The sequence below is a fragment of the Geodermatophilus sp. SYSU D00663 genome (assembly GCF_054050655.1).
In genome coordinates, this window is the sequence record NZ_JBJGZT010000015.1 from 48,114 (window position 1) to 65,104 (window position 16,991).

Genomic DNA, 16,991 nt, shown 5'->3' on the forward strand with positions numbered 1-16,991 from the left:
CCCACCGCTCGCAGGCTCGCGGCGGGCCCCTGCAGGAGGGCCGCGAGCGGTGGGGGCAGGCGAGGGATCAGCCGGGCACGTAGTCGAACGTGTCCGGGTCGGGGCCGGTGCGCTCGCCGCGGTCGAGGCCGGTGACGGTGGCCATCTGGCCCTCGTCGAGCTCGAAGTCGAACAGCGCGAAGTTCTCCTCGACCCGCGCGCGGGTCACCGACTTCGGGAAGACGACGTCGCCGCGCTGCACGTGCCACCGCAGCACGACCTGGGCGGGCGTGCGGTCCAGCTTCTCCGCGATCGCGACGATCGCCGGGTCGTCGAGGACCTTGCCCTGCGCGATCGGCGACCAGGCCTCGGTGACGATCTCGTGCTCGGCGTCGAAGGCGCGCACCTCGTCGTTGGTGAGATAGGGGTGCACCTCGATCTGGTTGACCGCCGGGCGCACCTCGGTCTCGCCGAACAGCCGGCGCAGGTGGTGCGGGTTGAAGTTGGAGACGCCGACCGCGCGGCACTTCCCCCCGGCGTAGATCTCCTCCATGGCCTTCCACGTCTCGACGTAGTCGACGTCGATGGTCGGCAGCGGCCAGTGGATCAGGAACAGGTCCAGGTAGTCGAAGCCGAGGTCGTCGAGCGTCTGGTCGAAGGCCTTCAGGGCGTCCCCGCGGCGGTGGAAGCCGTTGTTGAGCTTGCTGGTGACGAAGACCTCGGACCGGTCGATGCCCGACTCGCGGACGGCCTGGCCGACCTCCTTCTCGTTGCCGTACATCTCGGCGGTGTCGATGTGCCGGTAGCCGACCTCGAGTGCGGTGCGGACCGCCTCGACGGTCCGGTCCGGCGGGACCTGGTAGACGCCGAACCCCAACTGGGGGATCTCGACGCCGTTGTTGAGTCGGATCGCGGGCACGGTGGCCACGGGGGCTCCTCTCGCTGATGACGGTTGCGGCGCCGCGCACTCGCGTGGGCACGGAACACCGGCCCCCCGCCTACCCGGCAGCCCGGCGCTCAACCCGTGTCAGAAGTAGTCGAGCAGGCCGACCGGCGGCCCGGAGGCGAGCAGGTCCAGCGCGGACGGGTCGTCCGGGCCGGTCACGAGCCCGGCCAGCGCCGCGGCCCGGCCGCTGGTGACGCCGCAGTACAGCTGGGCGAACCCACGCACCGCCAGGACGAGCCCCGGCTCGCGGTCCGCGCGGCGCAGCTCCCCGGCGCCGTCGGCGAGCTCGAGCTCCCAGGGACCGGCGTTGCCGGGCACGAGGGGGTCGAGCAGCGTGAACGCCACCCGTCCGCGGACGTGCCCGGGCCAGCCGCGGTCGGCGACCGCGCGGACCACGTCGACCGGTCGGTGCATGAACGCCACCCCGGGACCGGCCGGCGAGCGCTCCAGCGGCAGCGCCCCGGCGATCGCGTCGCCGGCGAGCAGGGGCAGGCGGACGGTGCGGGTCACGGTCCGCCACCCGGCCAGCACCCCGACGAGCGCCCGCGCGGCGTCGGCGGTGACCGCCACCGCGTCGTGGACGGTGAGCAGCGCCTCGGGGCCGTAGCCGCGCCCGCGCCCGTACACGAGGGCCCCGGTCGGGACGCCGTCCTGCTCGACCACCGTGAGCCCGTCCACCCCGTCGGGCCAGGAGCCCTCGTGCGGCAGGTCGAAGACGCCCCCGCGCCGGGTGAGCAGCCCGGTGCGCGGGCGGGCGAGGGTCTCGTACAGCGCGTCGACGACGGGCAGGTCGGCCGGCCCGCCGGGCCGCACCTGCACGCCCGGCACGGGCGCGGACGGCAGCGAGGCGGTGTCCAGGTCCACCCGCTGCAGGGCGCCCACGACCTCCCACCCGAGGTTCCGGTACACCGCCGACACGGTCGGGAACAGCGCGCTGACCGCGGCACCGCGCTCGTGACCGCGGGCGAGCAGGTCGGTGAGCAGCGCGCGGGCCACCCCCGCGCCCCGGTACTCGGGCAGGACGGCGACGCCGCCGACGTCCACCGTGGCCACCTCCCGGCCGCCCCACCACTGCCGGTGACCGGTGTCGGTGGCCTTGCCGACCAGCCGGCCGCGGGCGTCGAACGCGCCCAGCCGCACCAGCCCCTCGACCGGCCGCAGCGCCCACTCCGGCGCCGCGGCCGGCCCGCCGAAGGCCAGGCGGCCCAGCTCCCAGGCGGCGGGGAGCTCGTCGTCGGCCAGCGGCCGCACGGTGACGCTCACGCGGCCACCGGCTCGAGCGCCGGGCGGCGCAGCAGCGGCGCGCCGAGCAGCGCGAGCCCGGCCGCGCCGGCCGCGGCCAGCGCGGGGACGGCGAAGGCCGCCCGGGCGCCCCACGCGTCCACCGCCGCGCCGGCCAGCGCCGAGCCGGCGGTGACGCCCAGCGTCAGGCCGGTGTTGGTCCAGGCCAGCGCCTCGGTGAGCGCCGCCCGCGGCACCCGGGACTCGGCCAGCGACGTCCCGGACACCAGCACCGGCGCGACGGCGAGCCCGGCGAGGAACCCGGCGCCGACCAGCAGCGGCAGCGAGGCCACCGCCCACAGCCCCTGCGCGGCCAGCCCGAAGAAGACCGCCGTCGCGAGGAACCGGGTGGCCAGCGTGCCGCGCAGCCGCGCCACCCCGTAGGCGAGCCCGGCGACCAGGCTGCCGCCGGCGTAGAGCGCGAGCGCCAGCCCGGCCAGCGCGGGCGCGCCCTGCTCCTCGGCAAAGCCCACGACGACGACGTCCATCGCGCCGAACACGGTCCCCACGCCCAGGTAGGTCGCGCAGACCAGCAGCACCGCCGCGTTCAGCGCGGCCGGCCGGTGCCGCCCGCCGGCGGACGGCGCGGGCGTCGCGGTGGGCTCGGTGGCGCGCTGCCGCGCCAGCCACAGCCCGCCGACGGTGCCCAGCACGATGCCGGTGGTGAAGCCGGCGGCCGGGGCGACCATCGTGCCGAGCACGGTCACCAGCGGCGGGCCGACGACGAAGACGACCTCGTCGACGACGGACTCGAAGGCGAAGGCGGTCTGCCGGCGCTCGGCGTCCTCCAGCGCGGCCGCCCACCGGGCGCGGACCAGCGCGCCGATGTTGGGCAGGCTCGCCCCGGTCAGCCCGGCGAGGGCGAACCACGCCCAGCGCGGCCCGTCGGCGACGACGACGCCGACGAACGCCAGCCCGGTGGCGAGGTAGGCGGCCATCGCCGCCTGCAGGACCCGCCCCTGGCCGCGGCGGTCCATGGCGCGGGCCCACTGCGGCCCGCCGACCGCGGCCGCGAGGGCGAGGGTCCCGGAGACGGCGCCGGCCAGGCCGTAGCTGCCGGACTCGCCCTCGACCAGCAGCACCGCGCCCAGGCCGAGCATCGGCAGCGGGAGCCGCGCGACCCACCCGGCGAGGGAGAACCAGACGGCTCCGGGGACGGTGAACAGGCGGCCGTAGGGGCCGAACAGCGTGCGGGGTGACACGGGCTCTTCTCGCGCTTCCTGGCCACAGGCGAGTGCGGGACTGCCCGCCGGACTCTCGGGTGGCGCCCCGACCGTAACAACGGGCACCGACGTCGTCGTCCCGGTTTCCGCCTGCCCGCCCGCCGGCAACCCGGCTGCAACCTCGGCCTCCGCACCAGCGGCCCGGGCCCGGCGATCGGCTCCGCGGATGCGGGGGCCGGCCGGTTCCTGTCGCGGGACGGGGGACGTGATCGCCGTTGCGCACTACATTCGCCAGCGTGAGTGCGACCCCGCTCCCCGACCCCTGGACCCGTCCGGCCGACGGCGTCCCGGGCACCGGCGGGCTGGTCGACCGGCACGGCCGGGTCGCCACCGACCTGCGGGTCTCGCTCACCGACCGCTGCAACCTGCGCTGCACCTACTGCATGCCGCCCGAGGGGCTGCAGTGGCTGCCCAAGGTCGAGCAGCTCACCGACGACGAGGTCGTCCGGCTGGTCCGCATCGGCGTCGAGCAGCTGGGCGTCCGCGAGGTCCGCTTCACCGGTGGCGAGCCGCTGCTGCGCCCGGGCCTGGTCGGCATCGTCGAGGCCACGACGGCACTCGCGCCGCGCCCGGAGGTCAGCCTCACCACCAACGCCATCGGGCTGGCCCGCGTCGCCCCCGCGCTCGCCGCGGCGGGGCTGGACCGGATCAACGTCAGCCTCGACACCCTCGACCGCGAGCGGTTCAAGGCCCTCACCCACCGCGACCGGCTCGACGACGTCCTGGCCGGGCTGCAGGCCGCCCAGGACGCCGGGCTCACCCCGGTCAAGGTCAACGCGGTCCTGCTGCGCGGCATGAACGAGGCCGACGCCGTCCCGCTGCTCGACTTCTGCCTCGAGCGCGGCTACCAGCTGCGGTTCATCGAGCAGATGCCGCTCGACGCGCACCACGCCTGGACCCGCGGCGAGATGGTCACCGCGGAGGACGTCCTCGAGCGGCTCTCGGCCGCACACGACCTCACGCCCGACACCGAGGAGCGCGGCTCGGCGCCGGCCGAGCGGTGGCTGGTCGACGGCGGCCCGGCCACCGTCGGCGTGATCGCCTCGGTCACCCGCTCCTTCTGCGGCACCTGCGACCGCACCCGGCTCACCGCCGACGGCCAGGTCCGCAACTGCCTGTTCGCCCGCGAGGAGTCCGACCTGCGGGCGGCGATGCGCGAGGGCGCCACCGACGCCGAGCTCGCCGACCGCTGGCGGATCGCCACCCTGGCCAAGCTGCCCGGCCACGGCATCGACGACCCGAGCTTCCTGCAGCCGTCCCGGCCGATGTCGGCCATCGGCGGCTGAGATGGTGACCGTCCGCTACTTCGCCGGCGCCCGCGCCGCGGCCGGCGTGGACACCGAGACCTGCGAGGCCGGCACGCTCCAGGAGCTGGTCGGCCGGATCGTCGACGCCCACGGCGAGCGCCTCGAACGGGTGCTCACCGCCTGCTCCTTCCTGGTCGACGGAACGCAGACGCGCGACCGCGCGTTGGAGCTGTCGCCCGGGGCGGTCGTGGACGTGCTGCCCCCCTTCGCCGGAGGATGACCGCCCCCTCGTGAGCCAGCCTCACCATACGAGCCGTCCCCTGCCCTCCCCCGCCACCGAGGTCGCTCCGTGATCGAGTGGCTGCTGGTCCTCGTCGGCGTCCTGCTGGTCCTCGCCTGCGCCGGCTTCGTGGCCTTCGAGTTCGCGCTGGTGACCGTCGACCGGGCCACCGTCGAGCGCGAGACCGAGGCCGGCGTCCGCGGGTCGGCGGGCGTCCTCGCCGCGCTGCGGACGCTGTCGACCCAGCTCTCCGGCGCCCAGCTCGGCATCACCGTCACCAACCTGGCCATCGGCTTCGTCGCCGAGCCCTCCATCGCCGCGCTGCTGCGCGGGCCGCTGGAGTCGGCCGGCCTGTCCGGCGCCGCGGCCCGGTCGGTGTCGATCACCCTCGCCCTGGTCCTGGCCACCGTGCTGACCATGGTGTTCGGCGAGCTGGTGCCCAAGAACGTGGCGATCAGCCAGCCGCTGCGCACCGCCCGCGCCGTCGCCGGCTTCCAGCGCGGCTTCACGAAGGCGACGTCGCTGGTCATCCGGTTCCTCAACGGCTGGGCCAACGCGATGCTGCGCCGGCTGTTCGGCGTGGAGCCACAGGAGGAGCTGGCCTCGGCCCGCTCGCCGGAGGAGCTGACCTCGCTGGTCCGCCGCTCGGGCCGGCAGGGCACCCTGCCCGCCGAGACCGCGGTGATGCTCGAGCGCGGGCTGGCCTTCGGCGAGCTGCGCGCCAGCGACGCGGCCACGCCGCGCACCCGCATGACCACCGTCCCCGCCGACGCCCCCGTGGCCGAGGTGCTCACCGCCGCGCGCGACTCGGGGCACTCCCGGTTCCCGGTGGTCGCCGACGGCGGCGTCGACGACGTCGTCGGGATGGTCCACGTGAAACACGCCCTCGCCGTCGCCCGCGACCGGCGGGCCGACACCCCGGTCTCGGCGGTCATGCTGCCGCCGCTGTTCGTCCCCACCTCCCGGCGGCTGGACGACCTGCTCGGCGACCTGCGCCGCGGCGGGCTGCAGATGGCCGTCGTCGTCGACGAGTACGGCGGCACCGACGGCGTGGTGACCGTCGAGGACCTCGTGGAGGAGATCGTCGGCGACCTCACCGACGAGCACGACCAGGAGACCGGCGACGACGTCGTCGACCGCGGCGACGGCACCTGGTCGGTGTCCGGGCTGCTGCGGCCCGACGAGGTGGCCGCCGCGACCGGCCTGGCCGTGCCCGCCGACCGGCACTGGGAGACCCTCGGCGGCCTGGTGCTGCACGTGCTCGGCCGGATCCCCGAGGTCGGGGACCGGATCGAGGCGCGGCCCGCCCTGCCGCCGGAGCTGGCCGCCGAGGCCGAGGGGCTCCCGGCCGGCGTGTGGGTGCAGGTCGAGCGGGTCGACGGCACCCGCGTCGAGCGGGCCGTCGTCGGCGGCCTGCCGGCCACCACCGGCGACGACGAGGAGGACGACCGTGGGTGACTGGGTCGGCGTGCTGGTCGCCGTCGTGCTGCTGCTCGCCAACGCGTTCTTCGTCGGCGCGGAGTTCGCGCTCATCTCCGCGCGCCGCTCCTCGATCGAGCCGCTGGCCGAGGCGGGCTCCCGCCGCGCCCGCACCACGCTGGCCGCGATGGAGCGCGTGTCGCTGATGATGGCCGGCGCGCAGCTGGGCATCACCGTCTGCTCGCTGGGGCTGGGCGCCATCGGCGAGCCCGCGGTGGCGCACCTGCTCGAGCCGGTGTTCGAGGCGCTGTCGGTGCCCGAGGCGCTGGTGCACCCGATCTCGTTCGTGATCGCGTTGACCGTCGTCGTCGCGCTGCACGTGGTGATCGGCGAGATGGTGCCGAAGAACCTGGCGCTGGCCGGCCCCGACCGGGCCGCGCTGGTCCTCGCCCCGCTGCTGTCCGGCGTGGTCACGGTGCTCAAGCCGGTGATCGTCTCGCTCAACGCGCTGGCCAACGGGGTGCTGCGGCTGCTGCGCGTCCAGCCCAAGGACGAGGTGACCAGCGCCTTCACCCGCGACGAGGTCGCCGGCCTGATCGACGAGTCCCGCGCCGGCGGCCTGCTCGACGAGCGCGGCCACGAGCTGCTCACCGGCGCGCTGCAGCTGGAGGAGCGCGACACCCGCTCGGTGCTCATCCCGCGGGCCGCGCTGACCGTCGTCGCGCCGGACGACGACGTCGCCGCCGTGGAGCGCGCCGCGGCCGCCACCGGCTTCTCCCGCTTCCCGGTGGCCGTCGGCGACCGGCTGCTCGGCTACGTCCACGTCAAGGACGTGCTGGCCGCCGACGGCGCTCCGGAGCCGCGGGTCCGGGACATCACCCGGCCGCTGCCCCGGGTGGCCGCCGAGGACGACCTGCGCCGCACGCTGGGCGTCATGCAGGCCGGTCGCGCCCAGTTCGCCGCGGTCACCGAGGGCGGCCGCGTCGCCGGCGTCGTCGCGCTCGAGGACATCCTGGAGGAGCTCGTCGGCGAGATCCGGGATGCTGCACACCGGGACTCCGCACACCGGAACGCCGAGAGGACGGGAGCGCGATGAGCTTCATCGAGAAGGCGAAGGCCAAGGCCGAGGAGCTGCTCGGGCGGGCCGAGGAGGTCTACGGCCAGTCGCACGGCGACGCCGCCGCGCAGGTGGCCGGCGAGGCCCACCGGCTGGAGGGCGAGGCGGAGCTGGAGGAGGAGCGCGCCGAGGAGGCCGCGCACAGGCGCACCCGCCCGACCGACGAGGGCGGCTCCACCGCCGGCTGAGCGGGAGCACCGTCCGGCGCCCCGTCCGCCGGCCCGTGCGTCTTGACCGGTGTCCGCCCCCGGGCGAAGCATGGCGGCCAGCGGGGGCGGACCCGGATGGGGGCTACCCATGACGACGACACGGCTGCGCCCCGAGCTGGACGACCTCCGTGCCCGCGTGTCGGGCACCGTGGTCGGGGAGCACGACCCCGGCTACGACGAGGCCCGCGCGGTGTGGAACGGCATGATCGACCGTCGTCCCTGGGCCGTGGTGCGGGCCGCCGGCGTGGAGGACGTCGCGCCCACCATCGGCTACGCCCGGGAGCACGCCCTCGACCTGGCCGTGCGCGGAGGGGGGCACAACGTCGCCGGCACCAGCAGCGTGGACGGCGGGGTCGTGCTCGACCTCGGCGGCCTGCACGCCGTGTCGGTCGACCCGGCGGCGGGGACCGTGCGCGTCGAGGCGGGCGCCACGCTGGCCCACGTCGACGCGGCCACGGAGCCGCACGGGCTCGTCGTGCCGGTCGGCGTCGTGTCCGGTACCGGCATCGCGGGGCTCACCCTCGGCGGAGGGGTGGGCTGGCTGACCCGGCCGTACGGGCTGGCCGCCGACAACCTGGTGTCCGTCGAGCTGGTCACCGCCGACGGGCAGCGGATCACGGCCGGCGACACCGAGCACCCCGACCTCTTCTGGGCGCTCCACGGCGGTGGCGGCAACTTCGGCGTGGTCACCTCCTTCACCTTCCGGGCCCGGCCGCTCGGACCGCGGGTGTTCGCCGGCAACTTCCTCTACCGGCAGGACCGCTGGCCCCAGGCGTGGGCCGCGATGGAGAGGTGGACGCGCGACCTGCCGGACGAGATGACGGCGATCTCGACGTCGTTGACCCCGCCGCCCGTCGCGGGGCTGGGCGACGAGCCGCTCCTGCTGGTCGGGTTCGCGTGGGCCTCGGCCGACCACGCGGCCGGGGAGGCCCACGCCGAGCGGCTGCGCGCGCTCGCCCCGCCGGACGAGGAGGAGCTCGGCGCGGTGCGGTGGGTCGAGTGGCAGTCCGCGTTCGACGCCCTGTTCCCCGACGGCGTCCGGGCCTACTGGCGCAACACCTCGTTCGACCGGCTCGACGCCGCGGTGGCCGACGTGCTGGTCCGCCGCGCGTCGGAGCAGACCTGGACCGGCACCGCCTTCGACGTCCACCACCTCGGCGGTGCGTTCGGACGCGTGCCCGAGGAGGCGACGCCGTTCCCCAACCGGGCCGCCCGGTTCTGGCTCAACGTCTACGGGTTCTGGAGCGACCCGGCCGACGACGACGCCCGGACCGCGTTCGTCCGGGGCCTGGCCACGGACATGGAGCCGTTCGCCACCGGGGGCCAGTACGTCAACTTCCAGGGCGCCGAGCCGGCGGGGCACCGCGGGTTCGACCCGCGCAGGGTCTTCGGTGCGGCCAAGTACCGGCGGCTCGTCGACGTGAAGCGGCGCTACGACCCCGGGAACCTCTTCCACGTCAACCACAACATCCCGCCGGGCTGAGCCCCGGCCCGGGCACTCGGCCGTCCGGCACGGCGCCGTCCGGCAGCGGGGTGGCGGGGGTCCTCAGCTCCCGAGACGCAGGGCGACCAGCGCGACGTCGTCCTCGGGCCGGCCGTGCACGAGCCGCTCGATCACCTCGTCGCACAGCTCGTCGAGCGGCCGCCCGGCGAGCTCGGTGACGGCCCCGGTCAGCCGGGCCAGCCCGGCGTCGAGGTCGAGGCCGCGCCGCTCGACCAGCCCGTCGGTGAACAGCAGCACCGTGGAGCCGGGCTCGAGGACCACGGCGCTCTCGCCGCGGGCGCCGGCCGGGTCGACGCCGAGCAGCAGGTCGCCGGGCGGCGGGGGCAGCTCGACCGGCCGGCCCGACGGGTCGAGCACAAGCGGCGGCAGGTGGCCGGCGCTGGACCAGCACATCCGCGTCGCCGCGCCCTCCCCCGGCAGCCGCTCGAAACGGGCGACGGCGGCGGTGGCGTAGGTGTCCACGCCGAGGGTGGCCATCGCCTCGTCCAGCCCGCGCAGCACCTCGGCGGGGCCGGCGTCGCTGTAGGCGGCGATGCCGCGCAGCAGCGAGCGCAGCTGCCCCATCGCGGCCGCCGCGGCGGTGTCGTGCCCGACGACGTCGCCGATGACCAGCGTCGTCGCCCCGCCGGGCTGGACGAAGGCGTCGTACCAGTCGCCGCCGACCCGCGCCGCCTCCGCCGCCGGGGTGTACCGCACCTCGACCGCCCCGAGCCCGGACCCGCGCGGGTCGGTGAGCAGGCTGCGCTGCAGCGCCTCGGCGAGCTGGTGCTGGCGGGCGAACAGCCGGACGTTGTCCAGCGCCAGGCCCACCCGGCCCGCGACCTCGCGGGCGGTGAGCGGGTCCACCCGGGCGGCGCTGCGGCTCTCGGCGGCGAGGAAGGTCAGCGCGCCGATCACCCGGTCCCGGCCGGGCAGCGGGACGGCGAGCACGGCGGGCGCGCCCAGCCCGCGGTAGAGCCGGGCGGCCTCCTCGTCCTCGATCGCGGCGAGCACCGCGGCGCCGTCGGAGGCCACCGTCTCCCCCGCCAGCGCGCGGACCACCGGGGCGGCGGCGGGCATCCCGGGCAGCCGGACGGCGGCGTAGCGGGCCAGCAGCTCGCGGCGGGCGGGGTCGCCGTGCCAGGACCCGAGGTCGCGGGGGCGGCCGTCGTCGTCGAGGACGGTGAGCAGGCAGGCCTCGCCCAGCTCCGGCACGACTAGCCGCGGGATCCGGCGGACCGCCTCGGCGAGCTCCAGCGTGCCGGTCAGCTCGGAGCCGACGCGGGCCAGCAGCGCGAGCCGGTCCTGCGCGGTCCGGCGGGCGGTGACCTCGGAGAAGTACAGGGCCAGGCCGGTCGGCAGCGGGACGGCGCGCACCTCGAACCAGCCGTCGAGCGGCTCGGGGTGGTAGGCCTCGACGCTCCGCGGGGTGCCGGTGGCCATCGCCTCGCGGTAGACCCGGCCGAACTCGTCGTCCCGGTGGGCGGGGAAGGACGCCCAGAAGCAGCTGCCCACGAGCTGCTCCCGCGTCCGGCCGACCACGGCCTCGCCGTGGACGTTGACGTAGGTGACCCGCCAGTCGGCGTCGACGGCGATGTAGCCCAGGGGCATCGCCTCGAGGACGGGGTCGCGCTCCGGCGCGGGCACGGGCACCTCGCTGTCGTCCGGCCGCTGTGCGCGGGCACACCAGGGCAAGCCCCACCCCACCCTTGGAGTGGGCATCGTTGTGCCACGCGCGTCCCGGCCGGTCAAGCAGCCGGGCCGCACCGGTACCGGGACGCGACCTGCCTCAGGGGCAGGCGACCCACTCCTCGTCGCCGTCGGTGAAGACCTGGCGCTTCCAGATCGGCAGCCGCTTCTTCACCTCGTCGACGAGCTCGGCGCAGGCGGTGAAGGCCTCCCCGCGGTGGGCCGAGCTGACCGCGCAGGCCAGCGCGACGTCGCCGATGCCCAGCAGGCCGACCCGGTGGGAGACGGCGACCGCGCGGATCCCCGGGCGGGCGGCGAACTCCTCGGCGAGCTCGGTGATGACCTGCGCGGCGGTGGGGTGGCCGACGTACTCCAGCTCGGTCACCGACCGGCCGCCGTCGGTGTCCCGGACGACGCCGGAGAAGGAGACGACGGCGCCGGCACCCGCGTCGGCCACGGCCTGCTCGTGCTCGGCGACCGACAGCGGCTCGTCGACGACCCGGGCGATCACGGCGCCGAAGCTACCCCGCCCGGCGGCACGTCGAGGTCCCCCGGGTCCGCCAGGCCCGTGCAGTCGACCTCGGTGACCGGGTGCGCGGCCAGGTAGCGGCGGGCGCCCTCGTCACCGGTCGCCGTCGCCGCCACCCCGGCCCAGTGGTCGCGCCCCAGCAGCACCGGGTGCCCGCGGACGCCGTCGTAGGCGGCGACCGCCAGCGCGCCGGGGTGCGCGTGCGCGGCGACGGCGCGCAGCGCCTCCGGCGTCATCCCCGGCACGTCCACCAGCGTGACCAGGGCGGCGTCGACCCTCCCGGGCCAGCCGCGCAGGCCGTCGAGGCCGGTGCGCAGGCTCGAGGCCATGCCGGTCTCCCAGTCGCGGTTGGCCAGCACGGTCGCGCCGGTGAGGTCGGCGGTCCGCCACACGTCGACCGCGCGGGCACCCAGGACGACGAGCACCGGGTCGCACACCGCGCGGGCCGTGCGCACCGCCCGCTCGACCAGCAGGCTGCCGCCGTACTCGACCAGCGCCTTGGGCATGCCGTAGCGCCGCCCCCCGCCCGCGGCGAGGACCAGCCCGGCGACCGTCGTCATGACCCCAGCCTGTCAGCGCGTCCGGTCTCAGCGCGCGTAGACGGCGACCTCGGAGGCCTTGACCACCGCCCACACCGGCGACCCCGGCGCCAGCCCGAGCTCGGCGAAGGCGGTCGCGGTGACGTCGGCGACCAGCGGCACCTCGCCGTCGAGCTCGCAGCGCACCGTGGCGCCGTGCGGCGTCGCCCCGGCCACCCGCGCCGGCCAGACGTTGCGGGGGCTGCCCTCGGGCCGGACCGGGTAGAGCGCCACCGACTCCGGGCGGACGGCGACGAACACCGGCCCCGCGGTCTCCTCGGCCACCGCCACCACGCCACCGCCGTCGAGGCGCACCGCCGTCCCCTCCCCCGTGCCCGGCAGCAGGGACAGCCCGACCAGCCGCGCGACGTAGTCGGTGCGGGGGTGCCGGCTGACGTCGGAGGGCGTCCCGGCCTGCACCACCCGGCCGTCCTCGACCACCACGACCCGGTCGGCCAGCGCCATGGCGTCCACCGGGTCGTGGGTGACCAGCACGGTGCTGCCCGCGTAGTCGGCCAGGTGCCGGCGCAGCTCCGCGCGGACGGCGAGCCGTGTGCGGGCGTCCAGCGCCGACAGCGGCTCGTCGAGCAGCAGCAGCGCCGGGTCGCCGACCAGCGCGCGGGCCAGGGCCGCCCGCTGCGCCTGCCCGCCGGACAGCTGCGCGGGCCGCCGGTCGGCGAGGCCGGCCAGGCCCACCCGCTCGGTCCACGCGGCCGCGGCGCGGCGCGCGTCGGCCTTCGACGCCCCGCGGGTGCGCGGCCCGAAGGCCACGTTGTCCAGGACGGAGAGGTGCGGGAAGAGCAGGTGGTCCTGGAACACCATCCCGAGCGGGCGCCGGTGCGCGGGCAGCTGCACGCCGGCGTCGACGTCGTCCCACACGGTCCCGTCGACGGCCACCCGCCCGCCGTCGGGCGGCAGCAGGCCGGCCAGCACCCGCAGGAGCGTGGACTTGCCGGCGCCGTTGGGCCCGAGGACGGCGAGCACCTCGCCGTCGGGCACGTCGAGGGCGACGTCGACGGTCACCGGGCCGCGGCGGACGCGGACCTGCGCCTCCAGGGTCACGGGGCCACCCCCGTGCGCCCCAGCCAGCGGTCGCGCAGGAGCAGCAGGGTGGCCACCGAGACGGCCAGCAGCACCAGGGACAGCACGATCGCCGCGTCCGGGTCGCGCTGCAGGGCGAGGTAGACCGCGAGCGGCATCGTCTGCGTCGTCCCGGGGAAGTTGCCGGCGAAGGTGATCGTGGCGCCGAACTCGCCCAGCGCCCGCGCCCAGCACAGCACCGCGCCGGCGGCGACGCCCGGCGCCACCAGCGGCAGGGTGACCCGGCGGAAGGTGGTCCAGCGGTCGGCACCGAGGGTGGCCGCGGCGTCCTCGAACCGGGCGTCGGCGGCCCGCAGCGCCCCCTCGACGCTCACCACGAGGAACGGCATCGCCACGAACGTCTCGGCGACGACCACCGCGGTGGTGGTGAACGGGACGGTGATCCCCGTGGTCTCGGCGAGCCAGCGCCCGACCAGCCCCTGGCGGCCCAGCACGAGGAACAGCGCGACGCCGCCCACCACCGGCGGGAGCACCAGCGGCACGGTCACCAGCGCGCGCAGCACCGCCCGCCCGCGGGCGCGGGATCGGGCCAGCACCCAGGCCAGCGGCACGCCGAGGACGACGGAGACCAGCGTGGCCAGCGTCGCGGAGACCAGCGACAGCCGCAGCGCCTGCCCGACGCCCGGCTCGGTGAGCAGCGCGGGCACCTGCGGCCACGGCGCGCGGACGACCAGCGCGACCAGGGGCAGGACGAGGAAGGCGACGGCGAGCGCGGCGGGGACGAGCAGGGGCGCCGGCGTGCGGGCGGGCCTCACGGCGCCCGGAAGCCCGCGTCCCCGAGCGCGCGCTGCCCCTCCTCGGACAGGACCAGGTCGACGAAGGCCCGCGCCGCCTCCGGGTTGGGGGCGCCGGTCAGCGTGCACAGCGGGTAGTCGTTGACCGCGTCCTCCGCCTCGGGGAAGGGGACGGCCTCGACGGCGTCCCCGGCGGCGACGACGTCGGTGGCGTAGACCAGCGCGGCGTCGACCTCGCCGAGCTCCACCTTGGTCAGCGCGGCGCGGACGTCCTCCTCCTGCGTGTCCGGGCGGGGCGTCACGCCCGCGGCGGCGAAGACGTCCTCCGACGCCGCGCCGCAGGGCACCTCGGGTGCGCAGACGGCGAGGGTGAGCTCCTCGCGGGCGAAGTCGGCTAGGCCGGTGACGCCGGCCGGGTTGCCCGCGGGGACGGCGATCTGCAGGACGTTGGCGGTGAACACGGTGGGGTCGCCGTCGGCGAGGCCGGCGTCGGTGACCACCGACATCTGGGTGCCGTTGGCCGAGGCGAAGACGTCGGCCGGGGCGCCCTGGGTCAGCTGGGTGGCCAGCGCCGAGCTGCCGGCGAAGTTGAACTGCACGGTCAGGCCGTCGCTCCGCTCCTCCAGCCGCTGCCCGAGGTCGGTGAAGACGTCGGTGAGCGAGGCGGCGGCGAAGACGGTGAGCGTGCCGGTGGGGCCGTCGCCGTCCCCGGCCGCGCTCGCGCCGGCCCCTCCCCCGCACCCGGCGGCGCCGAGCGCCACCGCGACCAGCGCCGCACCGATCCCACGTCCCCGCATGCGCGGGACAGTAGCCCCTCCGGATCCGCAGGTGCGGACCTCCTACGGGACGTCGACGCTCACCTGCGTGGCCTTGACCGTGGCGACGGCGCGGACGCCGACCTCGAGGCCCAGCTCGTCGGCCGCCTCGCGGGACATGAGCGAGACCAGCCGGAACGGCCCGGCCTGGATCTCCACCTGCGCCATCACCGTGTCGCGCAGGACCCGGGTGACGATGCCGGCCAGCCGGTTGCGCGCCGAGGAGCCGCGGGTGGTGCCCGGCTCGGGCGCCTCGTGCAGCTCGGTGGCCAGGCGGGCGAGGTCGGCGCCGTCGACGTGCGCGGGGCCGCCGCCCTCGCGCGACGCCGGCAGCCGGCCGCCGTCGATCCACCGGCGCACGGTGTCGTCGCTGACCCCGAGCAGCGCCGCGGCCTCGGCGATCCGGTAGCTCGCGCTCACGCCGGGGACCCTACGTGCGCGGCGTGTGCACGCACCGCCGTCCACGGCCCCCGGCCACCGCGATCCGTGCACACGCCGCGTCCCCCGGGAGACGCCGACACCCCGGCCTCCGTTTGCCGATCGCGGCGTCCGGGCAGCGGCAGCCGGTGTCACGCACCCCCAGCGACAACCCCGCCGGCGGCTCGGCCTCGGTCCGCACCCGCCGGCTGCGCGAGGTCTCCCGCGACGTCCTCGGCTTCGAGGAGTTCCGTCCCGGCCAGGAGCGGGCCATGCAGGCCGTGCTGTCCGGCCGGGACACGCTGGCGGTGCTCCCGTCCGGCGCCGGCAAGAGCGCGGTCTACCAGGTCGCCGGGCAGCTGCTCGACGGCCCGGTCGTCATCGTCTCGCCGCTGATCGCCCTGCAGCGCGACCAGGTGGAGCGGCTGCAGGAGCTCGGCGACGATGCCGGCCGCGCCGCCCAGCTCAACTCCAGCCTGTCCGCCGGCGACCAGCGCGCCGCCCTCGAGGGCCTGGCCGACGGGACGGTCCGCTTCCTCTTCCTCGCTCCCGAGCAGCTGACCAAGCCCGAGGTGGTCGACGCGGTCCGCGGGGCCGGCGTGGCGCTGTTCGTCGTCGACGAGGCGCACTGCGTCTCGGCCTGGGGGCACGACTTCCGCCCCGACTACCTGCGGCTGGGGCAGGTGGTCGAGCAGCTGGACCACCCCACGGTGCTCGCCATGACCGCCACCGCGGCCCCGCCGGTGCGCGCCGAGATCGTCGAGCGGCTGGCGATGCGCGACCCCGAGGTCGTCGTCGCCGGGTTCGACCGGCCGGAGATCCGGCTCGAGGTCGACCACCACGCCGACGCCACCGCCAAGCGGAACGCGGTCCTCGACCGCACGACCGCCGAGGTCGAGGCCGGCCGCGGCCCCGGCATCGTCTACAGCGCCACCCGCAAGGGCACCCTCGAGGTCGCGGAGGCGCTCACCGAGCGCGGGCTGCGGGCGCGGCCGTACCACGCGGGCCTCAGGAAGAGCGAGCGCGAGGACACCCAGCGCGCGTGGATGGAGGACGAGCTCGACGTCGTCGTCGCCACCACGGCCTTCGGGATGGGCATCGACAAGCCCGGCACCCGGTTCGTCGTCCACGCCGAGCCCGCCGACTCGATCGACAGCTACTACCAGGAGATCGGCCGGGCCGGCCGCGACGGCGAGCCCGCGCTCGCGGTGCTGGTCTACCGGCAGGAGGACCTCGGCCTGCGCCGCTTCTTCGCCGCCGGCGCCCCCGCCGAGGAGGAGCTGCAGCAGGTCGCCGGGCTGGTCGCCGCCGCGCCCGCCGCCGGCGTCGAGGACGGCGTCGACGTCAAGCAGCTGCGCGAGGAGACCGGCCGCGGCGCCACACCGCTGGCCCGCGACCTCAACCTGCTGGAGCAGGTGTCCGCCGTCGTCCTCGACGAGGAGGGCGCCGCGCACCCCGCCGAGGGCGCGCCCGCCCCCGGCGAGGCGGCCGCCGCCGCGCGCGGGCTCGCCGAGCACCACGAGCGGGTCGACCAGAGCCGCGTCGAGATGATGCGCGGCTACGCCGAGACCACCGAGTGCCGCCGCCAGTACCTGCTCGGCTACTTCGGCGAGCAGCTCGAGGAGCCCTGCGGCAACTGCGACAACTGCTCGGCCGGCACCTCCCGCGAGCAGCCGTCCGGCGGTGACGCCGACACCCCGTTCGCCCCCGAGACCCCCGTGACGCACACCGAGTGGGGCCCCGGCGTGGTCATGCGGGTGGAGGACGACCGCGTCGTCGTCCTGTTCGAGGAGGTCGGCTACAAGACCCTGGCGCTCAAGGCCGTCGAGGCGAACGACCTGCTGCAGGTGCGGGGGGCCGGCGGCTGACCGGACACCTCATCGGGTGCTCACCCTGCGGGAGCGCCCGGGGAAGTCGATGATCAAGGCCGGATCGCCGGGCGCG

At 76.6% G+C, this 16,991-nt stretch carries 17 protein-coding genes and 1 pseudogene; 7 read left to right on the top strand and 11 right to left on the bottom strand.

Features of this window, described 5'->3' with window-relative positions:
- Positions 1-67: 67 nt before the first annotated feature.
- The 3 genes from ACI79Z_RS13380 to ACI79Z_RS13390 all read right to left on the bottom strand — a co-directional run bounded on the left by ACI79Z_RS13380 (position 68) and on the right by ACI79Z_RS13390 (position 3,408).
- On the bottom strand, positions 68-907 hold the full coding sequence (locus ACI79Z_RS13380; RefSeq protein WP_387991706.1) for an aldo/keto reductase: 840 nt from the start codon (positions 905-907) through the stop codon (positions 68-70).
- Between the two features lie 99 nt (positions 908-1,006).
- The gene (locus ACI79Z_RS13385; RefSeq protein ID WP_456902906.1) at positions 1,007-2,188 is read right to left on the bottom strand and encodes a GNAT family N-acetyltransferase; all 1,182 of its coding nucleotides are present in this window, start codon (positions 2,186-2,188) and stop codon (positions 1,007-1,009) included.
- Positions 2,185-3,408 (bottom strand): MFS transporter, encoded by a 1,224-nt coding sequence (locus ACI79Z_RS13390; RefSeq protein ID WP_456902907.1) that lies wholly within the window; start codon positions 3,406-3,408, stop codon positions 2,185-2,187. Before ACI79Z_RS13390 ends, ACI79Z_RS13385 begins: the two co-directional genes overlap by 4 nt.
- Before the next feature lie 257 nt (positions 3,409-3,665).
- Here ACI79Z_RS13390 and moaA point away from each other — a divergent pair, with 257 nt between their 5' ends.
- The 6 genes from moaA to ACI79Z_RS13420 all read left to right on the top strand — a co-directional run bounded on the left by moaA (position 3,666) and on the right by ACI79Z_RS13420 (position 9,184).
- Positions 3,666-4,715, top strand: coding sequence for a GTP 3',8-cyclase MoaA (moaA, locus tag ACI79Z_RS13395; protein ID WP_456902908.1), 1,050 nt, complete (start codon positions 3,666-3,668; stop codon positions 4,713-4,715).
- 1 nt (position 4,716) lies between these two features.
- Positions 4,717-4,956: a MoaD/ThiS family protein gene (locus tag ACI79Z_RS13400; protein ID WP_387991718.1), complete on the top strand. Its 240-nt coding sequence runs from the start codon at positions 4,717-4,719 to the stop codon at positions 4,954-4,956.
- A 69-nt stretch (positions 4,957-5,025) separates the two neighbouring features.
- Entirely contained in the window at positions 5,026-6,414 is a 1,389-nt protein-coding gene (locus ACI79Z_RS13405; protein ID WP_456902909.1) for a hemolysin family protein, read from the top strand.
- The gene (locus ACI79Z_RS13410) at positions 6,407-7,471 is read left to right on the top strand and encodes a hemolysin family protein (protein ID WP_456902910.1); all 1,065 of its coding nucleotides are present in this window, start codon (positions 6,407-6,409) and stop codon (positions 7,469-7,471) included. The genes ACI79Z_RS13405 and ACI79Z_RS13410 overlap by 8 nt, the downstream gene beginning before the upstream one ends.
- On the top strand, positions 7,468-7,680 hold the full coding sequence (locus ACI79Z_RS13415; RefSeq protein ID WP_387991726.1) for a hypothetical protein: 213 nt from the start codon (positions 7,468-7,470) through the stop codon (positions 7,678-7,680). Before ACI79Z_RS13410 ends, ACI79Z_RS13415 begins: the two co-directional genes overlap by 4 nt.
- A 109-nt stretch (positions 7,681-7,789) precedes the next feature.
- The gene (locus tag ACI79Z_RS13420; protein WP_456902911.1) at positions 7,790-9,184 is read left to right on the top strand and encodes an FAD-binding oxidoreductase; all 1,395 of its coding nucleotides are present in this window, start codon (positions 7,790-7,792) and stop codon (positions 9,182-9,184) included.
- A gap of 63 nt (positions 9,185-9,247) precedes the next feature.
- On the opposite strand, the gene ACI79Z_RS13425 is transcribed toward ACI79Z_RS13420, so the two are convergent.
- The 8 genes and pseudogenes from ACI79Z_RS13425 to ACI79Z_RS13460 all read right to left on the bottom strand — a co-directional run bounded on the left by ACI79Z_RS13425 (position 9,248) and on the right by ACI79Z_RS13460 (position 15,050).
- Positions 9,248-10,831: a SpoIIE family protein phosphatase gene (locus tag ACI79Z_RS13425; protein ID WP_456902912.1), complete on the bottom strand. Its 1,584-nt coding sequence runs from the start codon at positions 10,829-10,831 to the stop codon at positions 9,248-9,250.
- Positions 10,832-10,973: 142 nt separating this feature from the next.
- A complete protein-coding gene (locus ACI79Z_RS13430; RefSeq protein WP_387991735.1) occupies positions 10,974-11,384 on the bottom strand; it encodes a molybdenum cofactor biosynthesis protein MoaE in 411 nt (136 codons plus the stop codon).
- Positions 11,381-11,962 carry a nucleotidyltransferase family protein gene (locus tag ACI79Z_RS13435; RefSeq protein WP_387991738.1) on the bottom strand — a complete coding sequence of 194 codons (582 nt, stop codon included), beginning with the start codon at positions 11,960-11,962 and terminating at the stop codon, positions 11,381-11,383. The genes ACI79Z_RS13430 and ACI79Z_RS13435 overlap by 4 nt, the downstream gene beginning before the upstream one ends.
- A 27-nt stretch (positions 11,963-11,989) precedes the next feature.
- Positions 11,990-12,445, bottom strand: coding sequence for a TOBE domain-containing protein (locus ACI79Z_RS13440; RefSeq protein WP_417398479.1), 456 nt, complete (start codon positions 12,443-12,445; stop codon positions 11,990-11,992).
- A gap of 120 nt (positions 12,446-12,565) precedes the next feature.
- Positions 12,566-13,084: pseudogene (locus ACI79Z_RS13445) on the bottom strand (ATP-binding cassette domain-containing protein); the annotation flags it as partial.
- Positions 13,039-13,836 carry an ABC transporter permease gene (locus tag ACI79Z_RS13450; protein ID WP_456902913.1) on the bottom strand — a complete coding sequence of 266 codons (798 nt, stop codon included), beginning with the start codon at positions 13,834-13,836 and terminating at the stop codon, positions 13,039-13,041. The gene ACI79Z_RS13450 and the pseudogene ACI79Z_RS13445, both read right to left, overlap by 46 nt.
- Entirely contained in the window at positions 13,833-14,612 is a 780-nt protein-coding gene (gene modA / locus ACI79Z_RS13455) for a molybdate ABC transporter substrate-binding protein (RefSeq protein WP_387991747.1), read from the bottom strand. The genes ACI79Z_RS13450 and modA overlap by 4 nt, the downstream gene beginning before the upstream one ends.
- Before the next feature lie 42 nt (positions 14,613-14,654).
- Positions 14,655-15,050 (bottom strand): TOBE domain-containing protein, encoded by a 396-nt coding sequence (locus ACI79Z_RS13460; RefSeq protein ID WP_387991750.1) that lies wholly within the window; start codon positions 15,048-15,050, stop codon positions 14,655-14,657.
- A gap of 146 nt (positions 15,051-15,196) precedes the next feature.
- Between ACI79Z_RS13460 and ACI79Z_RS13465 the strand changes: the two genes are divergently transcribed.
- Entirely contained in the window at positions 15,197-16,915 is a 1,719-nt protein-coding gene (locus tag ACI79Z_RS13465) for a RecQ family ATP-dependent DNA helicase (protein WP_456902914.1), read from the top strand.
- Positions 16,916-16,991 lie beyond the last annotated feature (76 nt).

Coding starts and splice junctions, on each gene's coding strand:
- ACI79Z_RS13420 (WP_456902911.1), top strand. CDS start 7,790: ATGACGACGACACGGCTGCGCCCCGAGCTGGACGACCTCCGTGCCCGC.
- ACI79Z_RS13435 (WP_387991738.1), bottom strand. CDS start 11,962: ATGACGACGGTCGCCGGGCTGGTCCTCGCCGCGGGCGGGGGGCGGCGC.
- ACI79Z_RS13400 (WP_387991718.1), top strand. CDS start 4,717: ATGGTGACCGTCCGCTACTTCGCCGGCGCCCGCGCCGCGGCCGGCGTG.
- ACI79Z_RS13440 (WP_417398479.1), bottom strand. CDS start 12,445: ATGGCGCTGGCCGACCGGGTCGTGGTGGTCGAGGACGGCCGGGTGGTG.
- modA (WP_387991747.1), bottom strand. CDS start 14,612: ATGCGGGGACGTGGGATCGGTGCGGCGCTGGTCGCGGTGGCGCTCGGC.
- ACI79Z_RS13415 (WP_387991726.1), top strand. CDS start 7,468: ATGAGCTTCATCGAGAAGGCGAAGGCCAAGGCCGAGGAGCTGCTCGGG.